Origin of the sequence: Actinoplanes sp. NPDC049548, assembly GCF_040676695.1 — a bacterium.
Taxonomy (GTDB): Bacteria; Actinomycetota; Actinomycetes; order Mycobacteriales; family Micromonosporaceae; genus Actinoplanes.
Window position 1 is genome coordinate 49,151 of the sequence record NZ_JBFAPM010000010.1, and the last position, 25,960, is coordinate 75,110.

General features: G+C 72.3%; 26 protein-coding genes. 10 read left to right on the plus strand and 16 right to left on the minus strand.

Translation table 11 applies throughout. From position 1 onward, the window contains the following. Nucleotides 1-6: 6 nt before the first annotated feature. The 5 genes from AB0J80_RS20550 to AB0J80_RS20570 form a co-directional block, all read right to left on the minus strand. Complete coding sequence (locus AB0J80_RS20550; protein WP_364707083.1) at nucleotides 7-432, minus strand: response regulator; 426 nt, start codon at nucleotides 430-432, stop codon at nucleotides 7-9. 118 nt (nucleotides 433-550) lie between these two features. Then, nucleotides 551-844 carry a DUF2064 domain-containing protein gene (locus AB0J80_RS20555; protein WP_364707086.1) on the minus strand — a complete coding sequence of 98 codons (294 nt, stop codon included), beginning with the start codon at nucleotides 842-844 and terminating at the stop codon, nucleotides 551-553. A 67-nt stretch (nucleotides 845-911) separates the two neighbouring features. Further along, a complete protein-coding gene (gene menC / locus AB0J80_RS20560; protein WP_364707088.1) occupies nucleotides 912-2,018 on the minus strand; it encodes an o-succinylbenzoate synthase in 1,107 nt (368 codons plus the stop codon). A gap of 34 nt (nucleotides 2,019-2,052) precedes the next feature. Continuing rightward, nucleotides 2,053-2,802, minus strand: coding sequence for a GNAT family N-acetyltransferase (locus AB0J80_RS20565; RefSeq protein ID WP_364707091.1), 750 nt, complete (start codon nucleotides 2,800-2,802; stop codon nucleotides 2,053-2,055). Further along, nucleotides 2,799-3,893, minus strand: coding sequence for a M20 family metallopeptidase (locus tag AB0J80_RS20570; RefSeq protein WP_364707094.1), 1,095 nt, complete (start codon nucleotides 3,891-3,893; stop codon nucleotides 2,799-2,801). Before AB0J80_RS20570 ends, AB0J80_RS20565 begins: the two co-directional genes overlap by 4 nt. Before the next feature lie 108 nt (nucleotides 3,894-4,001). Here AB0J80_RS20570 and AB0J80_RS20575 point away from each other — a divergent pair, with 108 nt between their 5' ends. The 3 genes from AB0J80_RS20575 (at nucleotide 4,002) to AB0J80_RS20585 (ending at nucleotide 7,124) form a co-directional block, all read left to right on the plus strand. Then, complete coding sequence (locus AB0J80_RS20575) at nucleotides 4,002-5,645, plus strand: serine/threonine-protein kinase (RefSeq protein WP_364707096.1); 1,644 nt, start codon at nucleotides 4,002-4,004, stop codon at nucleotides 5,643-5,645. A gap of 14 nt (nucleotides 5,646-5,659) precedes the next feature. Next, nucleotides 5,660-6,148 carry a hypothetical protein gene (locus AB0J80_RS20580; protein WP_364707099.1) on the plus strand — a complete coding sequence of 163 codons (489 nt, stop codon included), beginning with the start codon at nucleotides 5,660-5,662 and terminating at the stop codon, nucleotides 6,146-6,148. Nucleotides 6,149-6,224: 76 nt separating this feature from the next. Beyond that, nucleotides 6,225-7,124 (plus strand): RICIN domain-containing protein, encoded by a 900-nt coding sequence (locus tag AB0J80_RS20585; RefSeq protein ID WP_364707102.1) that lies wholly within the window; start codon nucleotides 6,225-6,227, stop codon nucleotides 7,122-7,124. Between the two features lie 5 nt (nucleotides 7,125-7,129). Here the strand turns inward: AB0J80_RS20585 and AB0J80_RS20590 are convergent, their stop codons facing one another. From AB0J80_RS20590 to AB0J80_RS20600, 3 genes are all read right to left on the minus strand, one after another. After that, nucleotides 7,130-7,969 carry an alpha/beta hydrolase gene (locus tag AB0J80_RS20590; RefSeq protein WP_364707103.1) on the minus strand — a complete coding sequence of 280 codons (840 nt, stop codon included), beginning with the start codon at nucleotides 7,967-7,969 and terminating at the stop codon, nucleotides 7,130-7,132. Nucleotides 7,970-7,978: 9 nt separating this feature from the next. Continuing rightward, a complete protein-coding gene (locus tag AB0J80_RS20595; protein WP_364707105.1) occupies nucleotides 7,979-8,860 on the minus strand; it encodes an NAD(P)-dependent oxidoreductase in 882 nt (293 codons plus the stop codon). Nucleotides 8,861-8,921: 61 nt separating this feature from the next. Further along, entirely contained in the window at nucleotides 8,922-9,500 is a 579-nt protein-coding gene (locus AB0J80_RS20600) for a hypothetical protein (RefSeq protein ID WP_364707107.1), read from the minus strand. A gap of 172 nt (nucleotides 9,501-9,672) precedes the next feature. Here AB0J80_RS20600 and AB0J80_RS20605 point away from each other — a divergent pair, with 172 nt between their 5' ends. Further along, nucleotides 9,673-10,644 (plus strand): hypothetical protein, encoded by a 972-nt coding sequence (locus AB0J80_RS20605; RefSeq protein WP_364707110.1) that lies wholly within the window; start codon nucleotides 9,673-9,675, stop codon nucleotides 10,642-10,644. Between the two features lie 47 nt (nucleotides 10,645-10,691). Here the strand turns inward: AB0J80_RS20605 and AB0J80_RS20610 are convergent, their stop codons facing one another. After that, a complete protein-coding gene (locus tag AB0J80_RS20610) occupies nucleotides 10,692-11,576 on the minus strand; it encodes a diiron oxygenase (protein WP_364707113.1) in 885 nt (294 codons plus the stop codon). A gap of 56 nt (nucleotides 11,577-11,632) precedes the next feature. On the opposite strand from AB0J80_RS20610, the gene AB0J80_RS20615 reads away from it, so the two are divergent. Then, nucleotides 11,633-12,301: a TetR/AcrR family transcriptional regulator gene (locus AB0J80_RS20615; protein ID WP_364707116.1), complete on the plus strand. Its 669-nt coding sequence runs from the start codon at nucleotides 11,633-11,635 to the stop codon at nucleotides 12,299-12,301. After that, nucleotides 12,298-12,600 carry a DUF4873 domain-containing protein gene (locus AB0J80_RS20620; RefSeq protein ID WP_364707119.1) on the plus strand — a complete coding sequence of 101 codons (303 nt, stop codon included), beginning with the start codon at nucleotides 12,298-12,300 and terminating at the stop codon, nucleotides 12,598-12,600. Before AB0J80_RS20615 ends, AB0J80_RS20620 begins: the two co-directional genes overlap by 4 nt. On the opposite strand, the gene AB0J80_RS20625 is transcribed toward AB0J80_RS20620, so the two are convergent. After that, nucleotides 12,551-13,573 (minus strand): AraC family transcriptional regulator, encoded by a 1,023-nt coding sequence (locus AB0J80_RS20625; RefSeq protein ID WP_364707121.1) that lies wholly within the window; start codon nucleotides 13,571-13,573, stop codon nucleotides 12,551-12,553. The two genes, AB0J80_RS20620 and AB0J80_RS20625, sit on opposite strands and share 50 nt — an antisense overlap. A gap of 69 nt (nucleotides 13,574-13,642) precedes the next feature. Here AB0J80_RS20625 and AB0J80_RS20630 point away from each other — a divergent pair, with 69 nt between their 5' ends. The 4 genes from AB0J80_RS20630 to AB0J80_RS20645 all read left to right on the plus strand — a co-directional run bounded on the left by AB0J80_RS20630 (nucleotide 13,643) and on the right by AB0J80_RS20645 (nucleotide 18,087). Beyond that, nucleotides 13,643-15,091 carry an NAD(P)/FAD-dependent oxidoreductase gene (locus AB0J80_RS20630; protein WP_364707123.1) on the plus strand — a complete coding sequence of 483 codons (1,449 nt, stop codon included), beginning with the start codon at nucleotides 13,643-13,645 and terminating at the stop codon, nucleotides 15,089-15,091. A 5-nt stretch (nucleotides 15,092-15,096) separates the two neighbouring features. Beyond that, entirely contained in the window at nucleotides 15,097-15,960 is an 864-nt protein-coding gene (locus tag AB0J80_RS20635; protein WP_364707564.1) for an SDR family oxidoreductase, read from the plus strand. Beyond that, the gene (locus AB0J80_RS20640) at nucleotides 15,957-16,808 is read left to right on the plus strand and encodes an alpha/beta fold hydrolase (protein WP_364707126.1); all 852 of its coding nucleotides are present in this window, start codon (nucleotides 15,957-15,959) and stop codon (nucleotides 16,806-16,808) included. The genes AB0J80_RS20635 and AB0J80_RS20640 overlap by 4 nt, the downstream gene beginning before the upstream one ends. 73 nt (nucleotides 16,809-16,881) lie before the next feature. Beyond that, on the plus strand, nucleotides 16,882-18,087 hold the full coding sequence (locus tag AB0J80_RS20645; protein ID WP_364707129.1) for an AGE family epimerase/isomerase: 1,206 nt from the start codon (nucleotides 16,882-16,884) through the stop codon (nucleotides 18,085-18,087). A 1,412-nt stretch (nucleotides 18,088-19,499) separates the two neighbouring features. On the opposite strand, the gene AB0J80_RS20650 is transcribed toward AB0J80_RS20645, so the two are convergent. From AB0J80_RS20650 to nirB, 6 genes are all read right to left on the minus strand, one after another. Then, complete coding sequence (locus tag AB0J80_RS20650; RefSeq protein ID WP_364707131.1) at nucleotides 19,500-20,327, minus strand: serine protease; 828 nt, start codon at nucleotides 20,325-20,327, stop codon at nucleotides 19,500-19,502. A 107-nt stretch (nucleotides 20,328-20,434) separates the two neighbouring features. Continuing rightward, entirely contained in the window at nucleotides 20,435-21,250 is an 816-nt protein-coding gene (locus AB0J80_RS20655; protein ID WP_364707133.1) for a MerR family DNA-binding transcriptional regulator, read from the minus strand. Then, entirely contained in the window at nucleotides 21,250-21,738 is a 489-nt protein-coding gene (locus AB0J80_RS20660) for a GyrI-like domain-containing protein (protein WP_364707136.1), read from the minus strand. Before AB0J80_RS20660 ends, AB0J80_RS20655 begins: the two co-directional genes overlap by 1 nt. Before the next feature lie 123 nt (nucleotides 21,739-21,861). Beyond that, nucleotides 21,862-23,193, minus strand: coding sequence for a nitrate/nitrite transporter (locus tag AB0J80_RS20665; protein WP_364707139.1), 1,332 nt, complete (start codon nucleotides 23,191-23,193; stop codon nucleotides 21,862-21,864). Further along, entirely contained in the window at nucleotides 23,190-23,504 is a 315-nt protein-coding gene (locus tag AB0J80_RS20670) for a Rieske (2Fe-2S) protein (RefSeq protein WP_364707142.1), read from the minus strand. The genes AB0J80_RS20665 and AB0J80_RS20670 overlap by 4 nt, the downstream gene beginning before the upstream one ends. Next, complete coding sequence (gene nirB / locus AB0J80_RS20675) at nucleotides 23,501-25,960, minus strand: nitrite reductase large subunit NirB (RefSeq protein ID WP_364707145.1); 2,460 nt, start codon at nucleotides 25,958-25,960, stop codon at nucleotides 23,501-23,503. Before nirB ends, AB0J80_RS20670 begins: the two co-directional genes overlap by 4 nt.

A 25,960-nucleotide genomic window follows, 5' to 3' on the forward strand; every position in this document is an offset into this window, starting at 1 on the left:
GAACCGTTACTCGTCCCACCAACCGGACTTGTTCGCGGGGGCGCTGACTTGCTCGGTGAGCAGGCTCTGCACGATGCTCGCCAGGACGGCCGGCTGGGCGGGCTTCTCGAGGTAGGGCGCCTGAGGATCCACGAGGCCCTGCGTGAGTGCGACGTGGCGCGGGATCCCGCTGATGTAGATCACGTGCATGGCGGGGTAGACGCTGGTGATCGACCGGGCGAGATCGCCCCTGCTGTCGCCGGGCAGGGAGAGGTCGGCGATGAGCACGTCGATGCGTCCCTCCTGCTCCCGGCACACCTGCATCGCCGACTCCGAGTCCAGCGCGGTGAACACCCGGAAGCCACGGACGGCAAGCATGTGCGCGGTGGTCTCAAGGACGTCGGCGTCGTCGTCGACCATCAGGACTGCCGCGTGGCCCGTGAGATTCGTCATTCTGGCCTCCTCAAGCCCAGCGTAGGGGCCGGGCCATCGCCAAGAGCGAACTTCGCGATCCCTGCCCCCGGACGCGGCACGACCGGGCCCCGGCCGGCCGACGGACCGCACCGGCGAGTCAGGGTGCGGGCAGGGTCGGCAGCAGGGCCACGCGCAGCCCGAGCCGCAGCGCGGCGAGCGTCAGCATCCCCGAGTCGGTCAGCCTCTCCAGCTCCGCCGCCCGCGACGGCTCCCGCAGCCCCAGCGCATACCACCCGCCGTCGGTCGTGGGCCCGATCACCGCATCGAAGCTGCGCAACAGGTCATGGGCGTCGTCGAGCAGCCGCGGGCTCAGCCGGACGGCCGCGATCACCAGGAACGGGTCCCGGCGCCAGACACGCTGCGCGTCGCAGCGGAAGAATCGTCGGTTCATGCCCTGTCAGTGGCCGTAGGCCGCGCGAAGGTTGCCCGCCGCGGCGGAGAAACAAGGGCCGCGACGCCTACAGCGGGATCCACTCCGTCGCCATGGTCACCGACTCGAGCACCCCGGCCAGCGGTTCCACGCCGAGGCCGGGCCCGATCGGCACCGGCAGGTGACCGTCCTCGAGCACGAACGGCGCTGTGAGATCGGTGGCGAAGTAGCGGTCCGAGGCCGAGGTGTCGCCCGGCAGGGTGAAGCCTGGCAGCGCGGCGAGCGCGACGTTCGCCGCCCGGCCCAGACCCGTCTCCAGCATGCCGCCGCACCACACCGGTACGCCGTGCGCCGCGCACACGTCGTGGATCCGCCGCGCCTCCAGGTAGCCTCCGACCCGGCCGGGTTTCACGTTGATCACCGAGCATGCGCCCAGGGTGATCGCCGCCGCGGCCGCGCGGGCGGAGGTGATCGACTCGTCCAGGCACACCGGCGTGGCGATGAGTTTGGCCAGCTCCGCGTGGCCCAGGATGTCCTCCTCATCGAGCGGCTGCTCGATCAGCAGCAGCCCGTACGGGTCGAGGCGGGCCAGGTGCCGGGCGTCCGCGAGCGTGTACGCCGTGTTCGCGTCCACCTGCATGAGGACGTCGTCGCCGAAGCGCCGGCGGACGGCGGCGACCGGTTCGACGTCCCAGCCCGGCTGGATCTTGAGCTTGATGCGGACGTAGCCGGCTTCGAGGTAGCCGTCGACCGCGTCGAGCAGCTCGTCGACCGAGCCCATGATGCCGACGGACACCCCGCACGGCACGCGGTCGCGCACGGCACCCAGCTCGCGGGCGAAGGAGCGGCCCTCGGCCCGCAGTTCGGCGTCGAGGACCGCGGTCTCCAGGGCGGCCTTGGCCATGCGGTGGCCCTTGAAGGGTGCGAGAACCGGCCCGACGGCGTTGGCGTCCAGGCGGGACGCCGCCGCCAGCGCCGGCACCAGGTAGCGGCGCAGCACGTCGGCGGCGGCCTCGGTGTACTCGGGTGAGTAGCGCGGGTCGGTCATCGCCACGCACTCGCCCCAGCCCTCGGCCCGGTCCGTGACCACCCGCAGGAGGAGCACGTCGCGGCTGGTCTCGGTACCGAACGAGGTGCGGAAGGGCGCGACCAGAGGCATGGCGACGCGGCGCAGCTCGATGCCCTCGAGCTTCATGAGCACCTCCCGAAGGGCGACCTGACGAAGAGCTTCACGACGGCCTCCTCAGGACGTACCAGCCGGCGCGGTCGAACCCGGTGACCCGGGCGCCGCCGGCCAGCAGCGCTGACAACGTCTCCCGGACGGCGGTCCGCCACCGCGCGGCCTCCGCCGGATCCCGCCACCGCAGCGCTTCGACGTCTTCCGGCACGGCGACGAGCAGTTTCGTGCCGTCGAGGCTGCCGGGCACCCCGGTGCGGTCCAGGGCCACCACCGCGCCCGACGTGTCGTCGCGCAGCGGTGTCGGCCGCGTCAGGTCCCAGCGTACGAGGAGCCGGTCCGACGCGTCGTCGCCATTGATCCGATCGTGCATCCGGCCGTAGAAGTCGGGCAGGTACTCCGCCGGGACCGCGCCCAGCTTGGCCAGGTTGAAGTAGGCGTTGCGGGCCACCAGCGGGTCGAAGGTCCAGCTGATGGTGGTGGCGCCCTGGTCGAGGGCCCACGACCGCTGGTGCTGCTTGAGGGCGTACCCGATGTGGCGGCCCGTGGTCCCGGGCGCGACCCCGGCGATGTGGCTGTGCAGCTCCCGGGTGCCGGGCGGGCCGAAGAAGCCGACGCACGCGCCGAGCAGGGCGGCACCCTCATAGGCCGCGGCCACGTAGTTGCCCGACTTGGCGAGCGCTCGCAGGAGCTCGGTGCTCAGCACCGGCGTGCCGGGGTCCTGCTGCCAGATCGTGCCGAAGAGGCGGTCGATGGCGGCGAGCTCCGCGACCTCGGTCACCGTGCGCACCTCGACGCTCATGCCCGCAGCCGATCTGTGATCAGGCCGGCGACCAGGGCCGCGCGGGGCAGCAGCCCGGCGACGAGGACGTGCTCGTCGTCGGCGTGTGCGCCGCCGCCGACGGCGCCCAGGCCGTCGAGGGTGGGCGTACCGATGCCGGCGGTGAAGTTGCCGTCGGAGCCGCCGCCGACCGATGCGGCCGCGGGCTCGGGAAGGCCGAGGTCGCGGGCGACCTCGACGGCGCGGGCGAAGAGTGATGTCGACGCGGAGGCTTCCATCGGCGGGCGGTTGGGGCCGCCGAGGATCTCGAGGGTGGCGTCGGGGAGGACGGGGCGCAGGGCGTGCATCGCGGTGTCGACCCGCTGCTGTTCGGCGGCGTCCCCGACGCGGACGTCCACGGCGACCTCCCCGGCCGCCGGTACGGTGTTCTCCGACGCGCCCGCGGTGAGCAGGGTCGGCGTCACGGTGGTGCCGCGCGCCGGGTCCGCGAGGGCGGCGATGGCCAGCACCTGGTGGGCCAGCTCGACAGTGGCGTTGACGCCGCGTTCGGGCTCCAGACCGGCGTGCGCGGCGCGGCCGTGGACGCGTACCCGGTAACGGGAGACGCCCTTGCGCTGCGTCTTGAGCGCTCCCCCGGTGGCCGCGGCCTCCAGGACCAGGGCCGCGGCGCAGCCGGCGGCCTCCGACTCCACCAGCTCGCGGGAGGTCGGCGAGCCGAGCTCCTCGTCGCAGGTGATCAGCAGGGTGACCCCGGACCGGTCGGGCAGCCCGGCGATGGCGTGCATCGCCAGGACCAGCCCGGCCTTCATGTCGACGCAGCCGGGTCCGCGCAACACACCGTCGCTGATCCCGTACGGATGGGCGGCGAGCGATCCGAGCGGCCACACCGTGTCATGGTGACCGAGCACGAGCACCCGCCGCGGGCCGTTGCCGAACCGCCACCTCAGGTGGATCCGCCCGTCCACCGCGACCCGCTCGGGCGCGGCGCCCAGGCGGCGCTCGCCGAGGGCCGCCACCACCTCCGTGCTGCGCGCGAGGGCGGCCGGGTCGCTGGACGGCGACTCGCAGCTCACCAGCGCCTCGATGTCGCCGAGCAGCGCGGTCAGGTCCATGGCAGCCGAGCTTAGGCGGTGAGCGGCTGCCCCGCCGTTCGCGGAGCGCGGCCGGGCGGGCGTAATCTCTGTGCCCATGTGCTCCCGCGTCTCGGCACGGACGTCGCGGTGAGCAAGCCGCTGCGACCTGGTGACCCTCAGCAACTGGGCGAGTACGAGCTGCTCGAGCGGCTCGGTGAGGGCGGTATGGGCTCCGTGTTCCTCGCCCGCCGCCCCGACGGCCGGCTGGTCGCGGTCAAGGTCATCCGGCCGGAGTTCGCGTACGAGGACGAGTTCCGCGCCCGCTTCCGCAGCGAGGTGAACCGCGCCCGCCAGGTCCCGCCGTTCTGCACCGCCGAGGTCCTCGACGCCGACCCGGAGCACCCGACGCCGTTCCTGGTCGTGGAGTACGTCGACGGGCCCAGCCTGGCCGAGGTGGTGCAGGAGCAGGGTCCCTTGACCGCCGGCAACCTGCACAGCGTCGCGATCGGTGTCGCCACGGCCATCGCGGCGATCCACGGCGCGGGGGTCATCCACCGCGACCTCAAGCCACGCAACGTGCTCTTCTCGCTCGGCACGCCGAAGGTCATCGACTTCGGCATCGCCCGGGCGCTCGAGGTGACCAGCCAGCACACCCGCACCGACCAGATGGTGGGCACGGTGGCGTACATGGCGCCGGAACGGTTCGACTCCGACAGCCGGACCACCGGGCCCGCCGCCGACGTGTTCGCGTGGGGCGCCGTGGTCACGTACGCCGGCACCGGCCGTACCCCCTTCGCCGCGGACTCCCCCGCGGCGACCGCCGCGCGCATCCTCACCCAGCCGCCGGAGCTGTCCGGGCTGCCGGCGCCGCTGCGGGACCTGGTGGCGCTCACCCTGGCCAAGGATCCGGTCGAGCGGCCCACCGCGCATGAGCTGCTCGACATGCTTCTCGCCGCGGGGCCGCAGGAGACGATGACGCTGGCGCAGCGGCCCGAGCTGCGGCACGCCGCCGAGGCGGTGCAGCACTCGAGGCGGCACTCGGCCGGCGACCGGCAGCCCCGGCGGCGCACCCGTACCCTGACCGACGTCCCCCGGCCCCGCCGACGCCGGCGCCTCGCCACGCTGATCGCCGGGGGTGCCGCCGCGACGGTGCTCAGCCTTTTGGGAATGCACTACCTGACCAGCGGCAGCACCCCGGACACCACGGCCGTCGCGCAGCTGTCGGTGGCCCCGCCGGCGCCGCGCCAGGTCCGTGGCCCGTCGGTCATCGACCCGCTCGACCGGCCCGGCCAGTGGCAATCGGTCACGGACGACTCCAGCGGCTCGTGCGTGTTCACCGCCGACGGGTTGCGCATGCGTACGGGCGAGAGCAGCGAGCACCAGTGCCCGGGCCCGGAGGACACCTTCGCGGGCGACCAGACGATCGCCGCCGATGTGACCGTGGTGGACCCGGGCAGCTGCGCGCTCGTCTGGTTCCGCTACACCGGCCGCAGCGGATACCTGCTCTCGGCGTGCCCGGGCCTGGTGAGAATGGACCTGGTCGACGACAACGACGAGGTCACGCTGACCCGGGTGGTGACCCAGGAGTTCCGGCCCGGCGCCCGGCACCGGCTGCGGATCGACCTGCGCGGCCAGGTCGCCACGGTGACGATCGGCGACGCGCCGGTCTTCCAGGCGCCGGTCACCGACAAGTCGCTGGTCGCGGGCAAGGTGGTGTTCGGCGTGAGCAGCGACCCCGAGCAGGGCCGCGGCACGGTGTTGTTCGCCGGCGCGGAGATCCGGTCGCTGTGAGACGGTTGCTGCCTTTGATCGCACTCGCGGTGCTCGCGGGATGCAGCACGCCGGGGAAGCCGCAGCCCGGTCCGTCGCCGTCCGCGGCGGCTCCGCAGCCCTCGTTCGCCGACGTGAGCCGCGGGGACACCGACTCGGTGGTGCGGTTGCGGGCCTACGACCCGGCCGCGAGATCCGCCGTGGTGGAGCCGACCGTGTTCATGCAGGGCCCGGATTTCTGTACGGCATTCCGTCTGCCGGAGGACGACCCGCGCTGCGACCAGGAGTGGACCACTGAGGACAGCCACACCAAGGTGACGCTGCCGGTGGAAGAGGACGTGCGCCTGCTGTCGCACGGCGCCGGCGACCCAGCGTGCATCGGTCAGGGGACCGGCGCGGGAACGTGCCCTGTGACCCCGGAGACGTTCGGCATGATGCTCCGTCGCGACGGGGGCGACCTGCTGGTCAAGCTGCGCACCGAGGACGGGCGCGTGGTGGAGATGGCCGAGCTCTACACCCCGTAGCGGACACGGGTGATCTCTGCGGCGGAACGGTGCGTATCTTCACGTACCGGTCGCGCACCACCGAGGCAGGGACGTGATGGCTGAGACACCCGACGAGCGGCAGGATCCGGTGCTGGTCAGGCCGTACATCCGCACCGAGCCGGGCGGCACCCCGGCCGGGCACGACGACCGTCCGGAGGAGACCTGGCCGGAACCGGCCGGGCCGCCGGGCGACGAGCACGCCGGCACAGGTATGAACGTGCAGGCGACGTTGCCCGATGAGGCACAGGAGCGGACGTCGGCACTCCGGCGCCAGCGCCTGATCGTCCTGTCCGGAGTCGCCGTGCTGGCCCTCGTGGGAGCCGGCCTCGTCGTCGCTGGTTCCCGCGACGGCCACGAGCGGCGAACGCTGCCCGAGCAGGCGCTGCCGGCGACCGGCTCCCTCGGCGGCAGCCCGGCGCCGAGCCATGCCGCCCGGCCGTCCGCATCGTCAATCCCCGGCACCCGGGCCACAAGCCACACCCGGGCCCGAACGGCCACCACCACCGCCGCCGCGAGCACGGGCGCGCCGAAACCCGCGCCACCGGCACCGACGGCGGCACCGCCGTCCGCCACCCTCGCCCCACCGCCCGCGGCCGACCGCACCGGCGCGATCACCTCGGCGGCCGGGCGCTGCCTCACGCTGGGCGGGCTGCTCGGCCTCGACGGCAGCCCGATCCAGGTCGCCGGCTGCGGCGGCGGGAGCGCCCAGTCGTTCACCCTGGCCACGGACGGCACTCTGCGCGTCGCCGGCCGCTGCGCGCAGCTGACCGGCGACGGCGAGGTACGCACCATCGGCTGCGACGGCCGCGAGAACGCCCAGTGGCGGGCCGGTCCCGGCGGCTCCCTGGTCAACCCGGCCACCGGGCACTGCCTGACCGACCCGGGATCGGCCGGCGCCACCGTCCGCGCCGAGGCCTGCACCGGCGCCGCGGAGCAGCGCTGGACCCTTCCCTGAGCAGCTCAGCGCAGGAATGTGGCGAGCCTCGCCACCAGCCACCGCGGATCGTCGAGCCACGGCGTGTGCCCGGCGCCCGGCTGGACGACCAGCTCCGCGTGCGGGAACAGGGCGGCGTACTCGGCCGCGCGCTTCGGGGGCAGCGAGACGTCGTACTCGCCGGCGACGAGCAGCACCCGGGCCGGCAGGGCGGAGAGCGACGCCCGGACGGTCTCCGGCGCGGGCACGCCTTCGGAGTAGTAGACGCCGGCCGCCTCACCGTTGCGCGTCCCGGCACCGGCGGCGTGGGCCGCACGGGCCGCATCGTCCCATCGGCCGGACAGGAACGGCGCGATCGCGGACCAGTCGGCCTCGGCCGGCCGGCCTGCCCAGATCCGCTCGAAGGCTGCGAAGGCCTCGGCGAACCACGGTTCGTCCCGCCGCTGCTCGGCCACCTCCCGGCGGTCGCCGTCGCTCACCTCGAGGCCGGTGACGCGAGGGCTCGGCGTCACCAGGACCAGGCGGTCGACCCGCTGCGGATACCGGGCCGCGTAGAGCAGGGCGAGCGCCGCACCGGCCGAGTGCGCCAGCAGGTCGAAGCGGTCGAGCCCGAGATGCGCCCGTAAGGCTTCGACGTCGGCCACCTGCCGGTCGCACCGGTACGTCGCCGCGTCCGCCGGGACCGCGGAGTCGCCGGTCCCGCGCAGGTCCAGCCGGACCAGCTCGCGGTACGCCGTCAGCCCACCGAGGTCGTCCAGGTACGCCGAGGCCTGCATCGGCCCACCGGGCAGGCAGACCAGCGGCCGCCCGGCGCCGGTCCGGTGATACGCGAGCCGGGTTCCGTCCACACTGTCGAGAGAGTCCACCCGCGGAGCCTACGAGCCCGTGCGAGCCTCGTGTGCCCGTACGACGGCGGCCATGTCCTCGGCGCCGTGCCCCAGCGCGACGGCCTCGGCGTAGAGGGCGTGGCAGGCGTCCAGCACCGGGGAGGCGATCCCGGCGGCCCGGGCGGCGTCGGCGATGAGCCGGTTGTTCATCAGCACGTCCCGCAGGCCGGCCTGCACGGCGAAGTCGCGGCTCAGCAGCTTGGCGGCCTTGATCCGGGACACGTCGCTGGCCATCGGCCCGGCGTCGAGCACGGCGGTGAGCCGGTCCAGGTCGACGCCGTGCCGCTCGGCGAAGTGGTAGGCCTCGGCGAGCCCGGTGACCATGCTGATCAGGTACAGGTTGACGGAGAGCTTCATGAGCAGCGCCTGCGGGACCGGGCCGCACTCGACCGCGTCGCGCACCATCGGCGCCAGCAGCGGCCGGACGGCGGCGAGGTCGGCCGGCTCCCCGGCGAGCATGGCGACCAGCTGACCGGCCTCGGCGGGCTTGCGCGACCCGGACACCGGCGCCTCGGCGTACCGGCCGCCGGCGGCGACCACGTCGGCCGCCAGCTCCCGGGAGTATTCCGGCGAGGTGGTGCCCATGTGCACCAGGAGCCGGCCCGCCACGGCAGCGAACGCGGGCGTCCCGCGGCCCAGCACGGCATCGATCGCGGCGCCGTCGGCGAGCATCATGAGCACGATGCCGGCCTGCTCGAGCACCTCGGCCGGGCTCGCCGCGGCCGTGGCGCCGTGCTCCCGGACGGCGGCGCAGCGCTCGGGCCGGCGGCTCCAGACGACCAGCGGCGTGCCGGCGCGCGCCAGGTTGAGCGCCATGGGCTCGCCCATGACCCCGAGCCCGAGAAACCCGACGATCTTGCTGTACGCCATGGCCGTACCGTAGCCGCGCCCGGCCCGGTGCGGCGCGGGCCAATCCGCGGAACGCGGCTCGCTACCCGGTGCGGCCGTTGGCGTACACGACCCGGAAGCCGAGGTGGTCGGCGAGCGCCGCCCAGCGGCTGGAACGCACCAGCCGCTCGACGCTGTCGATGCGACCGCCGTTGACCAGGGCGTTGAGGACCACGGTCTCGAACGCGGCCGACTCGACCCAGTCGATCGCCTTGGTGAAGCCGCACAGCATGGCGGCCTTGGTCTCGTGCAGGAATTCCTTGAGCACCCGGTCGGAGGCGCGCAGCACCGAGCAGCTGCCGAAGTACAGGGTGCGGCCGGCGCAGCGGCCCGACATCCAGGCGGCGATCTCGTCCAGCTCGACCGTGGTCTTGGCGGTCAGGCAGAGCTGGGACGGCTGCCCGTGCAGGGCGAAGAAGCCGACCTTGTAGTCCTGGTACTTCCGGGAGAGCCAGGTGTCGAGGTAGTAGTGCAGCTCCTCGACGGTGGCGGTGTCGCGGTGGATGAAGCGGATGCTGCCGAGGCGCTCGAGCAGCTCGAGCGTGGGCAGGACCGATCCCCGTTCGGTGAGATCGTCCTCCCACTGGCCCTCGACGCAGAACACGCCCCCCGCCTTCGCCACAGCCCCTCCTCGCACGCTCCGGTGACGGCCCGACCCGACGACGCTAGCCGACCCGGCGGCCGGCGGTGGAATGGGACACATGAAGCCGGATAAGCCTCACAAATGTGGCGGGCCCGCCGACGTTGCGCCTCGACATCCGGGGTGGTCCTGGGCGAGAACGGAGAGGTCACAGGTGCTGATCAAGGGATGGGGCCTGCTGGCGGCCGTCGTGGTGGGCAGTGCCGCCGCGTTGGCCGTGCCGGTGGCGGCGGTCGCGGCCGCCGAACCCGCCACGCTGACGCTGAGCGCCCCCAACTCGGCGGCCCGGCTGGGTTCGGTCACGCTGACCGGCACCTTCTCGGCCGGCCCGGCCACCCTGACCGTGACCCGCAAGGACCTGGCCGGCACGCACACCCTCCCGGAGGTGGTCTCCGGCGCGGCGGGCGACTTCGTGGTCCACGACAAGCCTCCCGTCGGCGGCACCAACACGTACACGGTGAGCTGGGCCGGCGACGACACCACGGGCGCCGCGAGCGTTCAGGCCCAGGTCGCCGTCACGCGGCGGACACCGAAGCTGACCATCAGCACCAACGCCTCGGTGTTCGCGTACCACGGCAAGGCGACGATCACCGCCCGGCTCGGCACCACGCACGACTCCCGGGCGGTGTGCATCTGGGCCACCCCGCGCGGCGGGACCAAGACCAAGGTCAAGTGCGGCACGGGTACGGTCACCGCCGCGTACGCCCCGACCCGCCGCACCACGTTCAGCGCCACCTTCGCCGGCGACCAGTGGTACGCCCCGGTGAGCACCACCCGGACGGTCACGGCACGCGCCAGGATCGACTCCGTGCTGGACGACTACTACGGCACGTCCGGCAAGGACAAGCTCTACCACGCGAGCGTCGACCCGTTCCTGATCGCCATGGTGAGCCCGAGCCACGCGTACGGCTGCATCAACTTCGAGGCTCAGGGCTACTACCAGCGCAAGTGGTGGTCCCTGCCGACCGCCCGGTGCGTTCCGCTCAACGGGGACAGCATGGGCGGCGGCAAGATCTTCGGTACCCACGTGGCCGGCACCCGCTACCGGATGCGCGCCACCTTCTCCGGCGACACCCTCAACGCCGCGGCGGCGGGCTCCTGGCACTACCTGCGGTTCACCAAGTAGTCCCGTCCGACCACCCCACCGCCACCCAAGAACGGACTGAAGGCCGATCACAAAAGGCCGGAGCGGCGCCAGAGGGCCGTTCCCGGGCCGCCGATGAGGTCGAGCTCCCGCAGGTAGGCGACGACCTTCGCGCCCGCCCACCGCATCGTCTCGCGGTGGTGCGGGTTGGCCCGGGCGGCCCGCACCCCGGCCTGCGGGTCGATGCCCACCGACCGGTAGACCTCCGGGGCGATGAGGCGCCGCCCGGTCAGGTACGCCGCCCGGGCGATCACCACCCGGTCGTACGCCAGCCGCTTGCGCCCGGCCGCCCGCACCTGCCGGGCCAGCTCCTCGCGGGCGTAGCGGACGTGCCGGGCCTCCTCGATCACGTGGATGCGCGACACCATGCGGACCAGCGGCTGCACCGTCTCGTCGGCCGCCGCCTCCCGTTGCAGGGCGTCGAGGATCTCCTCGGCGATGAGGATGGCGGCGTACATGCGGGGGCCGGTGGCGGTCGCGGCGATCCACTTGCCGAGGCCGTCGTCGAAGGCGCCGACCCGGTACACCGGGCACTCCAGCTTGGCGATCATGCGGCCGAACATCACCGAGTGGCGGCACTCGTCGGCGACCTCGGTGAGCGCGTACTGGGCGTGCGGGGTGGTCGGGTCCTGCTTGTAGTACTCGCGGATGAGCAGCTGCATGAGGATGGTCTCGAACCAGACGCCGAGGCTCGCGATGCTGGCCACCTCGTGCCGGGTGAGCGTCAGCCGCTGCTCGGGCGTGAGCCGCTCCCACAGCTCGGTGCCGTAGAGCGAGGAGCGCCGCTCGGGCACGAACCAGGCGTCCGGCAGCAGCGGGGCCTCCCAGTCGATCTCGACGGACGGGTCGTAGGAGTGCGACGCCGACGAGGTCAGGAGTCGCGTGGCGGTCGGGGAACGGTCGGAGAGAACCACGTCGAACCTCCGCGGGGGGATTGACGTTACCGGAAGTAACAGCTACTTCTCGTACTATGAACTCCGCCGACGAGACCGTCAACCGCCCCGACGGGCGCAGCAAGCGGTGGGCCGACCACCGCGAGCGCCGCCGGGAGGAGCTCGTAGACGCCGTCATCGCGGCGATCCGCGAGCTGGGCCCGGAACCCGGCATCGACGCGGTCGCCGCGCACGCCGGCGTCGGCAAGCCCGTGCTCTACCGCTACTTCGGCGACAAGTCGGGCCTGTGGGAAGCGGTGGCGCGCCGGGCGGCCACCGCGGTCGTCGAGGCGGTCGCTCCCGCGGTGTCAGCCGTCCGCGAGGACCGCGACGTGGTGCTCGCGGCGGTCGACGCGTACCTGGCGTACATCGACTCCGACCCGCTGCTGTACCGGTTCGTCGTGCACCAGCGCGGCATCGCCCGCGACCGTGACGTGGTCGCCGAGGCGATCGACACGGTCGCCAGCGTGCTGGCCCGCATCCTCGGCGACCGCCTCCGCGCCCTCGGCCTGGACTCGGGCCCGGCGCTGCCGTGGGCGTACGGGGCCGTCGGCTACGTCCAGACGGTCGGCGACTGGTGGCTGCGCCATCAGCAGCCGATCAGCCGCGAGGCGCTCGCGGAGTACCTGACCACGTTCCTCTGGGGCGGCGTCATCGGGGTGCGCGCCGCCGCCGACCAACCGGGTGGACTGGGAGCGACGCTGTGACCGACGCCGACGAGGAGTACCGGGGCGAGGCCCTGATCCAGGCCGGAGACGCTGAGGTGACCGTGACCGTACGCCTGGCCGTGCGGTTCGAGCCGGTCGAGGGCCGCTACCGCTGGGCCGGCCGGGCGGCACCCGACGAGACCCTGAGCGCCCAGCTGCGGGCCGGGGCGCGCGACGTCACCGTCCGGATCGGCGAGCGGGAGGCGGCGGCCCGGCTGGGCGAGCCGGACCCGTGGGGCGGGGTACGCCTCACCGGGGTGGGCCGGCCGCCCTGGAGCGGCGCAACGCCCGGGGCGTGAGCCCGTACCAGCGCCGCACCGCCCGGCTCAGCGCCGACTGCTCGGCCAGCCCGATCATCGCGGTCACCCGGGTGAGGGGCAGATCGGTCTGGGTGATGAGCCGGTGCGCGGCGACCCGGCGGACGTCGTCGAGGATCGCCTCGAAGGTGGTCCCCTCGGCGGCGAGCCGGCGCTGCAGCGTCCGCGGGTGGGTCCGCAGCTGCTTCGCCACCGCGCCCACCTCCACCGGCGAGGAGCCCAGCCCCTGCGTGAGCAGCATGCGCACCCGGCCCGCGGTGGTCTGTCCCGGCTCCGGGAAGTGGCTGGTGATGTAGTCGACGGCGATGTCCCGCAGCGCCTGGTTGCCGCCGCGCACCGGTGTCCCCGCCAGGCCGCCGGGCACTCGCAGCACCGCATCCGGACGGCCGAAACGCACTTCCGCACCGAAGAAGCGCGTGTAGGCCTCGACCGGCGCCAGCGCGGGGTGCGGCAGATGCACCGAGCGCAGCCCGTACGGGCCGCCGTTGAGCAACGTGATGATCCGGTGGAACAGGCCCAGCCCGATGTCGATGACCTGGGGCGGCAGCGGCTCGGCGTCCGTACCCCGGTAGAGCAGGCCGACCACGCCCGGCCGTCCCGACGGGTCGGGGATCTGCGAGACGGTCAGCGCGGGGCTGTGCACGAACAGGTAGCGGCTGGTGGTCTCCAGCGCCTCGCCCATGGTGGCGGAGTTCTCGATGGCCAGCGCGAGCGGGCCCAGCACCGACGCGTTCTGCATCCCGGCCAGGCGCAGGCCCAGGTCGGGGCACGCCAGCTCGGCAGCGGCCACCTCGAGCAGCATCCCGGCCGCCTCCGCCGGGATCACCGCGTCCTCGGAGTCGAGCGCCGCACAGGTCACGTCGAAGCGCGCGAGCAGCTCCGCGCCGTCGCCGCCCAGGCTGTCCACGAGCGCGGGCAGACCCCGCAGGCCGGCCGCGCGCACCATCGAGTCCATGGCGCGCAAGGATAAATCCCTGTCGCGCAAAGGCAAGTCACGCACCGCATCCGGGCGAACACTGGACTCATGGCCGAACACTTCGACGTCCTCATCATCGGCGCCGGCCTGTCCGGGATCGGCGCGGCGTGGCGGCTGCAGCAGGAGCGGCCCGGCACGACGTACGCGATCCTCGAGGCCCGCTCCGAGATCGGCGGCACCTGGGACCTGTTCCGCTACCCCGGCGTGCGCTCGGACTCCGACATGTTCACGCTCAGTTACCCGTTCCGGCCCTGGCGCGGCGACAAGGCGCTGGCGGACGGCGACGCGATCCGCGACTACATCCGCGACACCGCGCGGGCCGGCCGGATCACCCCGCACATCCGCTTCGGCACGAAGGTGCTGACCGCGAGCTGGGCGGACTCCCGCTGGACCGTCACCACCAGCCAGGGCACGCTGACCTGCTCCTTCCTGTACGCGTGCGCCGGCTACTACGACTACGAGCAGGGCTACCAGCCGGACTTCCCCGGCCACGAGGACTTCCGCGGGACGCTGGTGCACCCGCAGTTCTGGCCCCAGGACCTCGACTACGCGGGCAAGCGGGTGGTCGTCATCGGCAGCGGCGCCACGGCGGTCACGCTGGTGCCCTCGATGGCCGGCACCGCCGCGCACGTGACCATGCTGCAGCGCTCCCCCACCTACATGACGGCCCTGCCCGAGCGCGACGCCATCGCCGACGCCCTGCGCAAGCGGCTGCCCGCGAAGGTCGCGCACAAGCTCGTCCGGGCCAAGAACATCGTGCTGACCCAGGGCTTCTACCAGCTCGCGAGGCGCCGGCCGGAACGGGCCAAGGCGCTGCTGCGCCGGTTCGCCCTGCAGCACCTGGCCGACCCGGCCTACCTGGACGCGCATTTCACCCCCACCTACCAGCCGTGGGACCAGCGGTTGTGCGTCGTGCCCGGCGGCGACCTGTTCAACGCCATCAAGGCGGGCACGGCGTCGGTCGTCACCGCCCACATCGACCGGTTCGTGCCGGAGGGCATCCGCCTCACCGACGGTCGCGTGCTGGAGGCCGACGTCATCGTCTCGGCGACCGGGCTGTCGCTGCTCGCGATCGGCGGCATCGAGCTCACCGTGGACGGCGTGCCGGTGGAGCCCGGCCGCAAGGTCGCCTACCGCGGCGTGATGCTCAGCGGCGTGCCGAACTTCGCGTACTGCATCGGCTACACCAACGCGTCGTGGACATTGCGCGCCGACCTCTCCCACCGCTACGTCTGCCGGTTGCTGTCCTACATGGCCAGGAACGGCTACACCGTCGCGACCCCGCAGGAGAAGCCGGGACCGCGCCGGCCGCTGCTCGACCTGACCTCCGGGTACGTCCAGCGCGCCCTCGACCGCTTCCCGAGCCAGGGCGACCGCGACCCGTGGACCGTCCGGCAGAACTACCTGCGGGACGTCCTCACCACCCCGCGCGCCGACGTACGCCGGGACATGACGTTCAGCCGCAAGCCCGCCCCCGTGCTGGAGGAGATCGCATGACAGGACTGAGCCCGTACCGGTTCACCGGCAGGACCGCCGTCGTGACCGGCGCGGCCAGCGGCATCGGCGAACAGCTGGCCCACGGCCTCGCCGCCCGCGGCAGCGACCTGGTGCTGGCCGACCGGGACGCGCTGCGCCTCGACGCGGTGGCCGAGGCGATCCGGTCCGCGCACCCCGCCCGTACCGTCGAAGCCCACGTCGTCGACCTCGCGGACCGCGACGCCGTGGTGGCCCTGGCGACCGGCATCCGCGAGCGGCATCCCCGGCTGGGCCTGCTGGTCAACAACGCCGGCGTCGCCCTCGGCGGCCGCTTCGACCAGGTCGAGGTCGAGGAGTTCGAGTGGGTCATGGCGGTCAACTTCACCGCGCCGATGTTGCTCATCCATCACCTGCTCCCGGCCCTGACCGCGGAGCCCGGCTCGCATCTGGTCAACGTCTCCAGCCTGTACGGGCTCATCGCGCCGCCCGGGCAGTCGGCGTACAGCTCCAGCAAGTTCGCCCTGCGCGGGTTGAGCGAGGTGCTGCGCGGGGAGCTGCTCGAGAACGGTGTCGGAGTGACCACGGTGCATCCGGGCGGTGTGCGTACCCGGATCGCCGAGAGCGCGCGCATCGGCACCGCCGTGCCCACCGGCGACGTCGAGCGGCACCAGCGGATGTTCGCCGCGATGCTGACCTACCCGCCGGAGAAGGCGGCCGAGGAGATCCTCGAGGGCGTCCGGCGGCGACGGGGCCGGGTGCTGATCGCGGCCAGCGCGAAGGTGCCCGACCTGCTCGCCCGGCTGATGCCGGTCTCGCACATGCGGTTGCTCAACCGGCTCACCGCGGCGGTCGCCCGGCGCGGCGCGGTCAAGGCCCCGGTGCGCGGATGACCCGGGAGCTGACCGTACGCGGTGCGACGGTCCGCGTGCACGAGACCGGCGACCCCGGCGATCCGCCGATCCTGCTGCTGCACGGCATCGGGCGCAGCCTCGAGGACTGGTCGCCGCAGCACGAGCGGCTCTCCGGCCGCTGGCGCGTCATCAGCGTGGACCTGCCCGGCTTCGGGCTGTCCGACCGGATGCCCGGGCCGATCACCCTCGCCTCGCTGGCCGACGGTGTCCTGGCCACCCTGGACACGCTCGGCGAGGAGCGGCCGCTGCACGTCATGGGCAACTCGCTCGGCGGCGCGGTGGCGATGCAGCTGCTCGCGTTCGCGCCCGCCCGGGTGTCCACGTTGACCCTGGTCAACAGTGCCGGCTTCGGCAAGGAGGTGGCGTTCTTCCTGCGCGCCCTGGCGATCCCGGGACTCGGCCGGCGCCTGCTGCGCCGGGTCGACGCCCGGGTCGCCCGGCGGGTGGAGCGCGCGCTGTTCTTCGACCGGGCGTATGTCACGCAGGAACGCGTCGACTTCGCGCTGCGGGTCGCCGCCCGACCCGAGCATGCCCTGGTGTTCCTCGAGACCGCCCAGGCCCTCGGCACGTTCCGCGGCATCCGTTCGCCGTGGCGCAGGACCCTGCTCGAGGAGGTCGCCCGGCACCCGCGCCCGACGCTGATCGTCTGGGGCGAGAAGGACCTCATCCTGCCGGCGACTCAGCTGGCGGCGGCCCGGGTCGCGTTCCCGGAGGCCCGCTGGCAGCTCTTCCCCGACACCGGGCACATGCCGCAGATCGAACGGGCCGACGAATTCGCCGATCTGGCCGAGATGTTTCTGACGGCCCGCTCCGAAACCTCTACTTAACCGAGCTGACCACGGGTTGGACAGACCGACGGCGGGTGCGGGCCGGTTCCGCGGCTGACCTAGAGTGATCGACATGTCCGCCTGGCCGACGAGTCCCGCCCATCACCGCTGGCTCGACCAGCACAGCCGCGACCTGCTGGCCTTCGGGCGCCGCACCGCCGACCCGGGCGGCGGCGCCCGCTGGCTCGGCGACCGCGGCGAACCCGAGCCGGACCGGCCGGTCTCGGCCCTGATCAGCAGCCGGATGACCCACGTGTACGGCATCGGCGCGCTGCTCGGCGTGCCGGGCGCCGGCCGCATCGCCGCGCAGGCGATGGCCGGGCTCACCGGCCGCCTCCGCGACACCGAGCACGGCGGCTGGTTCTCCGCCGAGGGCGCCGACGGCAAGTCCGGCTACGACCACGCGTTCGTCATGCTGGCCGCCTCCACCGGTGTCCAGGCCGGCCTGCCCGGCGCCGAGGACCTGCTCGCCGAGGCGGAGAAGACGTTCCTCGAGCGCTTCTGGGACGACGAGGCCGGCATGTGCGTCGACACCTGGGACACCGCCTTCACGACCCTCGACGACTACCGCGGCGTCAACGCCAACATGCACGCCGTCGAGGCGATGCTCTCGGTGGCGAGCGTGACCGGCGACCGCAGCTGGATCACCCGCGCCATGCGCATCTGCCGCTTCGTGGTGGCGACCGCCGAGGCGCACCAGTGGCGCATCCCCGAGCACTACGGCCCCGGCTGGCAGCCGCTCCCCGAGTACCACCACGACCAGCCCGACCACCCCTTCAAGCCGTACGGCGCCACGATCGGCCACGGCCTCGAATGGGCCCGCCTGCTGCTGCACGCGGCGGCCGCCCCGGGCGTCGGCGAGCCGGCCGGCCTCGCCACCGCCGCCCGCGAGCTCTTCGCCCGCGCGGTCACCGACGGCTGGGCGGTCGACGGCGAGCCCGGCTTCGTCTACACGACCGACTGGAAAGGCCGGCCCGTCGTCCGCGACCGCATGCACTGGGTCGCGGCCGAGGGCATCAACGCGGCGGCGGCGCTGTACGCGTACACCCGCGACCAGGCCTACGCCGACTGGTACCGCACCTGGTGGGACTACACGGACGAGCACCTGATCGACCACGAGTACGGCTCCTGGTTCCACCAGCTCGACCCGTCCAACACGCCGACGGCGACGGTCTGGCCGGGCAAGGCGGACCTCTACCACGCCTTCCAGGCGACGCTGGGCGCCCGCGTACCGCTGTGGCCAATGGTGGCGACGGCGGTGGACGAGCATCTCGCCTGACCGGCATGCGGTCTCGTCCTGACGCCGGACCGCTCAGCTTGCCGGCCCACCGGTTCGGCCGGGCCCTGATGGGGCTTGGCCGGTGATCAGAATGAGTCCGCATGTCGTGGCACTTGGCGGTGTGCCGGTTGCGGGAGCCTCGTGAGCGGGTCAGCTGCGTTGTAGTGCTCGCGCTGGCGAGGGCCCGGTTGCACGGAGGTTTCGAAGATCCGCGACGCACGCGCGTCGGGGTAAGTCGTTCCGGCGCCGTCGGGCGTGGTCTTCGACCACCAGAACCAGGGCGGCTTCGGTCTCGTTTGCCTTTCCGTCGTGATGGGGGAGGCCGCCTCGCCGGTCCGGTATGACAATGGCCGGTGGTTCGATTGCGCCCGCATTTTTGAGCGCACGCACGCGGCCGGCGGACTTCGACCCTGCCCGCTTTCTGGCCGCATGGGACGCGCGGCGGCATAAGGGAGCCGGTCATCCACGGCCGCTCCGTAGCCACCGTTTCGCACCGGCGGTCTTCCGCGCCACTGCTAGAATCTTCGGCGTCGTGATATGCGGCGCCGCGCCCCGGCTCGTCGTGTGGTTCTGGCCTTTTCGGCCGCTCCCGATGATTGGTTGTTTCACCGGGATGCGGCATGCCGGGCCGCCGGTCGTCAGGGACGGGCTGCGGGCCCGCGACGTGATCTGTGGCGTGGCGCAGCCGATGCAGGCGCCAGGAATGACGTTGCGTCAAGCCCCACGAGCGGTGCCGTTCATGCTTACGCCGGAACTCCTCAGCCGCTGGTGAATAGCGACGACGCAGCGTCCGGTCTTGCATATTCTTCGTAGGGAACAATGCAAGCTGCGCCATTTCCCCATTATCCCCGACACCGCCCGGATAGAACGATGCCCATCACCGATATTTCATATCAGGAAATCATCGGGAACCGACTGGACGAGCCCCGCATGTCCGGCACGGCTAAACAGGGAACAGGGCACGAGATCGAACGCTTTGGTCTGCCGCATATGACACACGGTCGGCATCTTCCCCACCCGCCCGGGCTCGTCCATCGGCACTGACCATAGTCACTTCTGGTGACTCGGCGGGGGGGCCGACAGCGCCGCAGGGCTGGAGCCGGAAGTCGAACCACGGCGGTTCTCCGCACCCGAGGTGGGCGTAAGCCGATGGATCCGGGCTCGTTGGGGCTCGTGCCGGGTGGTCGGTCCGCAGTGCGGGCTCGAGTGGCTGGCGGGGCTGAACCACCACCCCGCCAGGTGCACGACCCCGGAGCCGGACAGCACGACGGCCTTCCCGCAGGAAGGCCGCTGTGTGCTCAGCCGGGCCAGGGGATCTCAGCCACACCGACCCGGACGGCTACTGAACCCAGATTCGCAGTGCCACCTCAAGACCGGCGCAAGGCCAGCTCCACATCCCCGCAAGCTCTCGGTCACGGCTTGGTGAGCAGGCAGCCCGAGATGGTGAGGTCGATCGCCCGGCTCGCGTCCAGGCAGGTCGTGAACCAGTACGTCTGCTGGCCGTAGCTCTGACCCTGGTACGCCCGGGTGGTCCCGTCGGCCGCCACCTCGCACGGGTTGTTGATCGTGCACATCTCGCCGTCGTCGTTGCCGGTGTTGTTGATGCCGATGATCCGGCCGGTGCCTGCGTCGACGATCGGCGACCCGGAGGTGCCGTGGATGGTGTCGCAGGCGGAGTCGTAGCGGATGGAGTCCCGCCACGTCCACTGGTCCTCGCGGAGCGTGTCGACGAACGTGTCGACCTTGCAGTTCCAGATCCGCTTCCAGTAGCTGGACGGGATGCTCATCGAGGTGCCGGCCGCCGCGCGGGTGCTCGACAGGGTCAGGGCGGTGACCCCGTAGCGGCTCTGCAGCGTCGCGAAGGTACTGGTGAGGCGGTACAGGGTGACGTCGGTGCCGGTCATCGTCGCGTACAGCACGCGGTCGGCGCGGACGGTCCCCAGGGATCCACCGGAGCTGTTGAGCAGCGTTCCGGAGCGGCTGCTGGCCCTGTTCAGCAGCACCTGCCCGGCCGCGATGAAGCCACCCTCGTAGCAGTGACCGTTGGTGAGCATCATCGCCCGGTCGGTGCTGACGGAGCTCGGGTAGCGGACCAGGGAGGCGGAACAGTTGCTGAGCTTGATGGTGGAGGCCAGGGTGACCGCGCGGGGGGCGGCCTGGGCGGGGGCCGGGCCGGCCAGCAGGCCACCGACGGAGGCGAGGACTGCGGCGCCGAGGGTGAGCGCACGACGAAGGCGCATCAAGGATCCCTTTCGTTCAGGTGCCGCGGCCGGATCGGCGGCCCGCGGACACCGGATGATCTCAGGGCCCGATCCTCGCATCGATATAGACGCCTGTAAATCACGGTTCAGCGGAACGGCAGGGCGACGTCACACACCAGGTCGCCGGGCGCGGCAGCGTCGGGGTCGGCGGCGTAGCCGTACACCTCGCGCGGCGAGGCGACCGCCGTGTACCCGTGATCGCGTACCCAGCGCCGGACCGCGTCATAGATCGACAGGATCTGCGGCGGTTCGAAATGCCCCTTGACCACCGGGATGTAGGCCTCCCGGTGCGCCGGCTCGGCACGACCGGCCGCCTCGGCCCGCACCGGCAGGCACACCTCGACCGGCCCGTCGGCGTCCTCGTTCACCTCGCCGTGGAACACCACGAACCGCGGCCCCGCCGCACCGCCGGACCGGTCGGCCAGCTCGGTCAGGCGGGCGGTCGCGTCGCCGATCCACCCCAGCTCGGCTGCGGTGACATAGCGCATCTCGCTGACGACGTGCTGTTCGGCGACCTCACGGACCGAGACCTGCCACGCGCCGTCGTCGGGCGCGGGTGTCTCGCCGGCCAGGTTGCGCACCAGCCGGTCGGCGAGCTCCCGCTGAGCCGCCAGCCGCCGCTCCACCGCGGTCCAGTACCCGGCGAGCCGCTCGGCCGCCTCCGGGCCCGGTGCGCCGACCACCTCGGTGATCTCGGTCAGCGGCATGTCGAGGCGGCGCAACAGGGCGATCAGCCGGCCGGCGTAGAGCTGGCGGCTCGCGTACCGCCGATAACCGCTGCCGTCGACCACCTCGACCGGCCGCAGCAGCCCGATCCGGTCGTACAGCCGCAGCGCCCGGATCGACAGCCCGGACCGGCGGGCGAACTCGCCGATGGTCAGCAACCCGGGCGCGGCGGCCATCAGCTGACCGGGAACGCGATGTCGAACACCTCGTCGCCCGGCGCGGCGGCGTGGAAGTCGGTCCAGTAGACCTCGCGAGGCGCGTGGGCGACGGCGAGCCCGTTGTCGGAGATCCACTTCTCGATCGCCTCGTAGACGCCGCCGAGCTCGCCGGACATGACCTGGGACTTGGTCACCCGGACGTACGCCTCCCGGTGCGCCGGGACGGTCCGGTCACCGCCGGCCGCAACCGTCGCGCAGACCTCGACCTCGGTCGGCCCCTCGTTCGGGTTGCCCTCGTAGATAGTGACGAACACCGGCTCGTCCGGCCCGGGCCGCTCCACGAACGGCCAGTCCGTGGTGCCGAGCAGGCCGCCGGCCGCCCGCGCACGCTGCGCGACCCGGGCCATCGCACCCGGCATCCAGGCCTGCAGCCCGGCCTGGTCGACCGTGCCCGTCTCCGTCACGACCTGCTGTTCTGGCACGTCGCGCAGGCGGATCTCGACCATGACAACCTCCCGTCCCGGCGGCGCACCCACGCCGTCCGCGAGTCAGAGTGCAGTCTCCCCCAAGGTCAGGGTCAAGGTCCGGATCTCGCGAATGTGCCGCGATGGCGCCTGCCCGGGCGGCGGTCAGACCGCCCCGATCCTGCGGTCCGGCCGCAGGTACACCGCCCAGGTCACCAGCACGCACAGCGCGTAGAAGGCGATGAAGGCGACGTATGCCGCATCCGCCGTCTTGTACTCCAGGAACGACTGCCGGAACGCCAGGTTCACCAGCACCCCGCCGAACGCCCCGACCGCACCCGCGATGCCGATCACCGCTCCGGACAGCCGCCGGGCCTCGTGGTGGTCGTCCGGGTTCTTGAGGGCGAAGATGCGCGGGATCATCTTGTACGTCGACCCGTTGCCGATGCCGCTGAACACGAACAGCGCGATGAAGCCGACGAGGTAGAGCGGCAGGGACTTGAGCTGGGAGGCGAGCAGCACGATGCTCGCGCCGGCCGCCATGGCGAGGAAGTTCACGAAGGTGACCCGGGCGCCTCCGAGCCGGTCCGCGAGGGCCCCGCCGACCGGGCGGATCAGGGAGCCGAGCAGCGGCCCGAGGAAGGTGAGGTACGCGGCCTTCACCGGGGTGCTGAACACGTCGCTGAACTGCACCTGCAGCACCTGGCCGAAGGCGAAGCCGAAGCCGATGAACGAGCCGAACGTGCCGATGTAGAGCAGCGCCATGATCCACGTGTGCGGCTCGCGAGCGGCGTCGCGCACGCCTCGCTTCTCGTTGCGGACGTGGCTGAGGTTGTCCATGGCCAGGGCCGAGCCGACGGCGGCCGCGACGATCAGCGGGATGTAGATGCCGGCCACGATGCCCGGGTGGCCGGCGCCGAAGACCGCCAGCACGAAGAGGCCGGCCAGCTGTACCGCGGCCACGCCGATGTTGCCGCCGCCGGCGTTGATGCCGAGCGCCCAGCCCTTGAGGCGGTCCGGGTAGAAGGCGTTGATGTTCGTCATCGAGGAGGCGAAGTTGCCGCCGCCGACGCCGGCGACCGCCGCCAGCACCACCAGCGTGGTGTACGAGACGCCGGGCTTGATGAGGAAGGCGGCGAGCATGGCCGGGACGAGCAGCATCGAGGCACTGATGATCGTCCAGTTACGGCCGCCGAAGCGGGCCACGGCGAACGTGTACGGGATCCGCAGCGCCGCCCCGACCAGCGCGGGCACGGCGGTGAGCAGGAACTTCCCGGCCGGGTCGATGCCGTACGCAGGCCCGAGGAACAGCACGAGCACCGACCAGATCGTCCACACCGAGAAGCCGATGTGCTCGGAGAAGATCGAGTAGACCAGGTTCCGCCGGGCGATGGCGGCGCCTCCGTTCGCCCAGAACGCCGGATCCTCGGGCCGCCAGTCGTCGATCCAGTGCCCCCGGACGGTCAGGGCGGGACGTTCCAAGGTGGTAGCACTCACGCGGATACCTCCGAATAGATCACGATGTGTCCCTCGTCGTCGACGCCGACGGGGTAGACGGTCAGGTCGGGCTGCCCGTTGAGCGAGCAGCCGGTGGTCAGGTCGAAGGCGCTCAGGTGCAGCGGGCAGACGACGATCTTGTTGTCGATCTGCCCGTCGGCGAGCGGGCCGCCCTTGTGCGGGCACACGGCGGACAGGGCGCGCAGCGAGCCGTCGCGGAGGCGGAACACGGCGACCATCTCGCCGTCCACCGCGAACGCGCGTCCCTCGCCGACCGGGATCTGGTCCACTGGACCGAGCCGGGTGCTCATCGGACCGGCACCTGGGGCAGGACGGTCAGCGGCAGGGAGGTGCGGAACTGGCCCGGTGTCGCGGGTTCGGCGCGTTCCTTCCAGGGATCGGAGTAAGCGGCGACGGAGGCTGCCATCGCCGCGTCGAGGTCGGCGGCGATCCCGTCGGCGTCGTCCACCACGACCTCGCGGATGCGCTCGATGCCGATCCGCGGGACCCACGCGTACGTGCGCTCCAGCCAGTTGGCGTTCTCGCGGTAGTACTGCAGGAAACGCCCGGTGAGGATGATGACCTCGTCCGGCGAGTCCACAGTGGCCAGCAGGTCACCCTTGCGCACGTGCGCCCCGGCGGCCCCGCCGACGTAGATCTCCCACCGGCCGCCGTCGATCGCCACCACGCCCAGGTCCTTCACGTACGCCTCGGCGCAGTTGCGCGGGCACCCGGTGACGGCGAGCTTCATCTTGCCCGGGCCCTCGATGCCCTGGTACCGCTCCTCGAGCGCGATGCCGAGCGCGGTGGAGTCGCCCACCCCGAAGCGGCAGAACTCGGAGCCCACACAGGTCTTCACGGTGCGGAAGCTCTTCGCGTACGCGTACCCGGACGGCATGTCGAGGTCCGCCCAGATCTGCGGCAGGTTCTCCTTCGGCACGCCGAGCAGGTCGATGCGCTGCCCACCGGTCAGCTTGACCATCGGTACGGCGTGCCGCTCGGCGACCTCCGCGATCCGCTTGAGCTGGGCGGGTGTGGTGACGCCGCCCTTCATCTGCGGCACCACGGAGAACGTGCCGTCGCGCTGGATGTTGGCGTGCACCCGGTCGTTGACGAAGCGGGCGTCGCGCTCGTCGACGTACTCGTCGCCCCACATCATCTTCAGCAGCGAGGCCAGGCCCATCTTGCTCTTCGCGTCCTCCTCACCGCCCGGCACCAGCGCGGCGAAGACCGAAGACACCGACTTCAGCCCGTGGGTGCGGATCGCCTGCATCAGCTCCGGCTTGGGCATCGGTACGCCGGGGACGTACCAGGAAGCGCTCGGGTCCTCCTCGACCTCTCCCCCGGCGGCCCACTCGACGATCTGCTGGACGAGGCCCTTGCAGGTGCCGCAGCCCTTGCCGGCCCGGGTCCTGTCCATGACGCCGTTGACGGTCCGGCAGCCGCTCTGCACCGTCTCCACGATCGTGCCCTTGCAGACGCCGTTGCAGTTGCAGACCTGGGCGTCGTCGGCCATGTCGGCGGCGCTGACCTCGGCGGGCGGCCCGCCGAGGTCGAACATCAGCTCGACGCGGTTCTCCGGCAGCGCCAGCCCGCGGTCGAAGGCCTGCATGAGGAAGGCGACCTTGCCGACGTCGCCGACGAGGGTTGCGCCGATCAGCCGTCCCTCCCGGATGACGAGGCTCTTGTAGATGCCCTTGGCCGGTTCGCTGAAGGTCAGGGTCTCGTCGTCGTCCCGCTCGGCCGTCTGCACCCCCATCGCGGCCACGTCCACGCCGGCCACCTTGAGCTTGGTGGCGATCCGGGAGCCGTGGTACGCCGCCTCCGGGTCGCGCCCGGTGAGGTGGTCGGCGAGCACCTTCGCCTGGTCCCACAGGGGCGCCACGAGGCCGTACACCTGGCCGCGGTGCTGGGCGCACTCGCCGACAGCGTAGATGTCGGCCTCGTCCTGCACGCGCATCTGGTCGTCGACGAGAACGCCGCGGTCGACGGGCAGGTCGCTCGCCTGCGCCACCTCGGCGTTGGCGCGGATGCCGGCGGCGACGACAACGACGTCGCAGGGGATGGTGCGGCCGTCCGCGAGCTTCACCCCGGTGACGGAGTGCTTGCCGAGGATCTCGGTGGTCATCGCGTCGGTGATCACCTCGATGCCCAGCTGCTCCACGCTGCGCTGCAGGGTCGCGCCGCCCTGGGCGTCCAGCTGCGTGTTCATCAGGTGGCCCATGGCGTGGAGGAGCGTCACGTGGCTCACGTGGTTCTGCAGGCCGCGGGCCGCCTCCAGGCCGAGCAGGCCGCCGCCGATCACCACCGCACGCTCGTGGTCGCGGGCGTATCGGATCATCGACCGGGTGTCGTCCAGCGTCCGGAACGCGAAGACGCCCTGGTGGTAGCCGCGGCCGGGGCGGTGGATGCCCTTGATCGGCGGCACCCACGCGCGGCTGCCGGTGGCGATGATGAGCTTGTCGTACGGGGTGGCGGTGCCGTCCTCGGCGTACACCTTCTTCCTGCGGCGGTCGATGCGCGCGATGCGGGTGCCGGCGTGCAGGGTGATGCCGTTGTCGGCGTACCAGGAGAGGTCGTTGAGGAAGATCCCGGACTCGTCCTCCACGCCCGCGAGGACGTTGGAGAGCATGATCCGGTTGTAGTTGCCGTACGGCTCGTCACCGAACACGGTGATGGCGAAGTCACCACCGCGGGCGAGGATCTCCTCGAGCGTGCGGGCGCCGGCCATGCCGTTGCCGATGACCACCAGACGTGGTTGCTGCAC

Coding starts and splice junctions, on each gene's coding strand:
- AB0J80_RS20550 (WP_364707083.1), bottom strand. CDS start 432: ATGACGAATCTCACGGGCCACGCGGCAGTCCTGATGGTCGACGACGAC.
- AB0J80_RS20555 (WP_364707086.1), bottom strand. CDS start 844: ATGAACCGACGATTCTTCCGCTGCGACGCGCAGCGTGTCTGGCGCCGG.
- menC (WP_364707088.1), bottom strand. CDS start 2,018: ATGAAGCTCGAGGGCATCGAGCTGCGCCGCGTCGCCATGCCTCTGGTC.
- AB0J80_RS20565 (WP_364707091.1), bottom strand. CDS start 2,802: ATGAGCGTCGAGGTGCGCACGGTGACCGAGGTCGCGGAGCTCGCCGCC.
- AB0J80_RS20570 (WP_364707094.1), bottom strand. CDS start 3,893: ATGGACCTGACCGCGCTGCTCGGCGACATCGAGGCGCTGGTGAGCTGC.
- AB0J80_RS20585 (WP_364707102.1), top strand. CDS start 6,225: ATGGCTGAGACACCCGACGAGCGGCAGGATCCGGTGCTGGTCAGGCCG.
- AB0J80_RS20595 (WP_364707105.1), bottom strand. CDS start 8,860: ATGGCGTACAGCAAGATCGTCGGGTTTCTCGGGCTCGGGGTCATGGGC.
- AB0J80_RS20615 (WP_364707116.1), top strand. CDS start 11,633: ATGAACTCCGCCGACGAGACCGTCAACCGCCCCGACGGGCGCAGCAAG.
- AB0J80_RS20625 (WP_364707121.1), bottom strand. CDS start 13,573: ATGGACTCGATGGTGCGCGCGGCCGGCCTGCGGGGTCTGCCCGCGCTC.
- AB0J80_RS20630 (WP_364707123.1), top strand. CDS start 13,643: ATGGCCGAACACTTCGACGTCCTCATCATCGGCGCCGGCCTGTCCGGG.
- AB0J80_RS20640 (WP_364707126.1), top strand. CDS start 15,957: ATGACCCGGGAGCTGACCGTACGCGGTGCGACGGTCCGCGTGCACGAG.
- AB0J80_RS20645 (WP_364707129.1), top strand. CDS start 16,882: ATGTCCGCCTGGCCGACGAGTCCCGCCCATCACCGCTGGCTCGACCAG.
- AB0J80_RS20650 (WP_364707131.1), bottom strand. CDS start 20,327: ATGCGCCTTCGTCGTGCGCTCACCCTCGGCGCCGCAGTCCTCGCCTCC.
- AB0J80_RS20655 (WP_364707133.1), bottom strand. CDS start 21,250: ATGGCCGCCGCGCCCGGGTTGCTGACCATCGGCGAGTTCGCCCGCCGG.
- AB0J80_RS20660 (WP_364707136.1), bottom strand. CDS start 21,738: ATGGTCGAGATCCGCCTGCGCGACGTGCCAGAACAGCAGGTCGTGACG.
- AB0J80_RS20670 (WP_364707142.1), bottom strand. CDS start 23,504: ATGAGCACCCGGCTCGGTCCAGTGGACCAGATCCCGGTCGGCGAGGGA.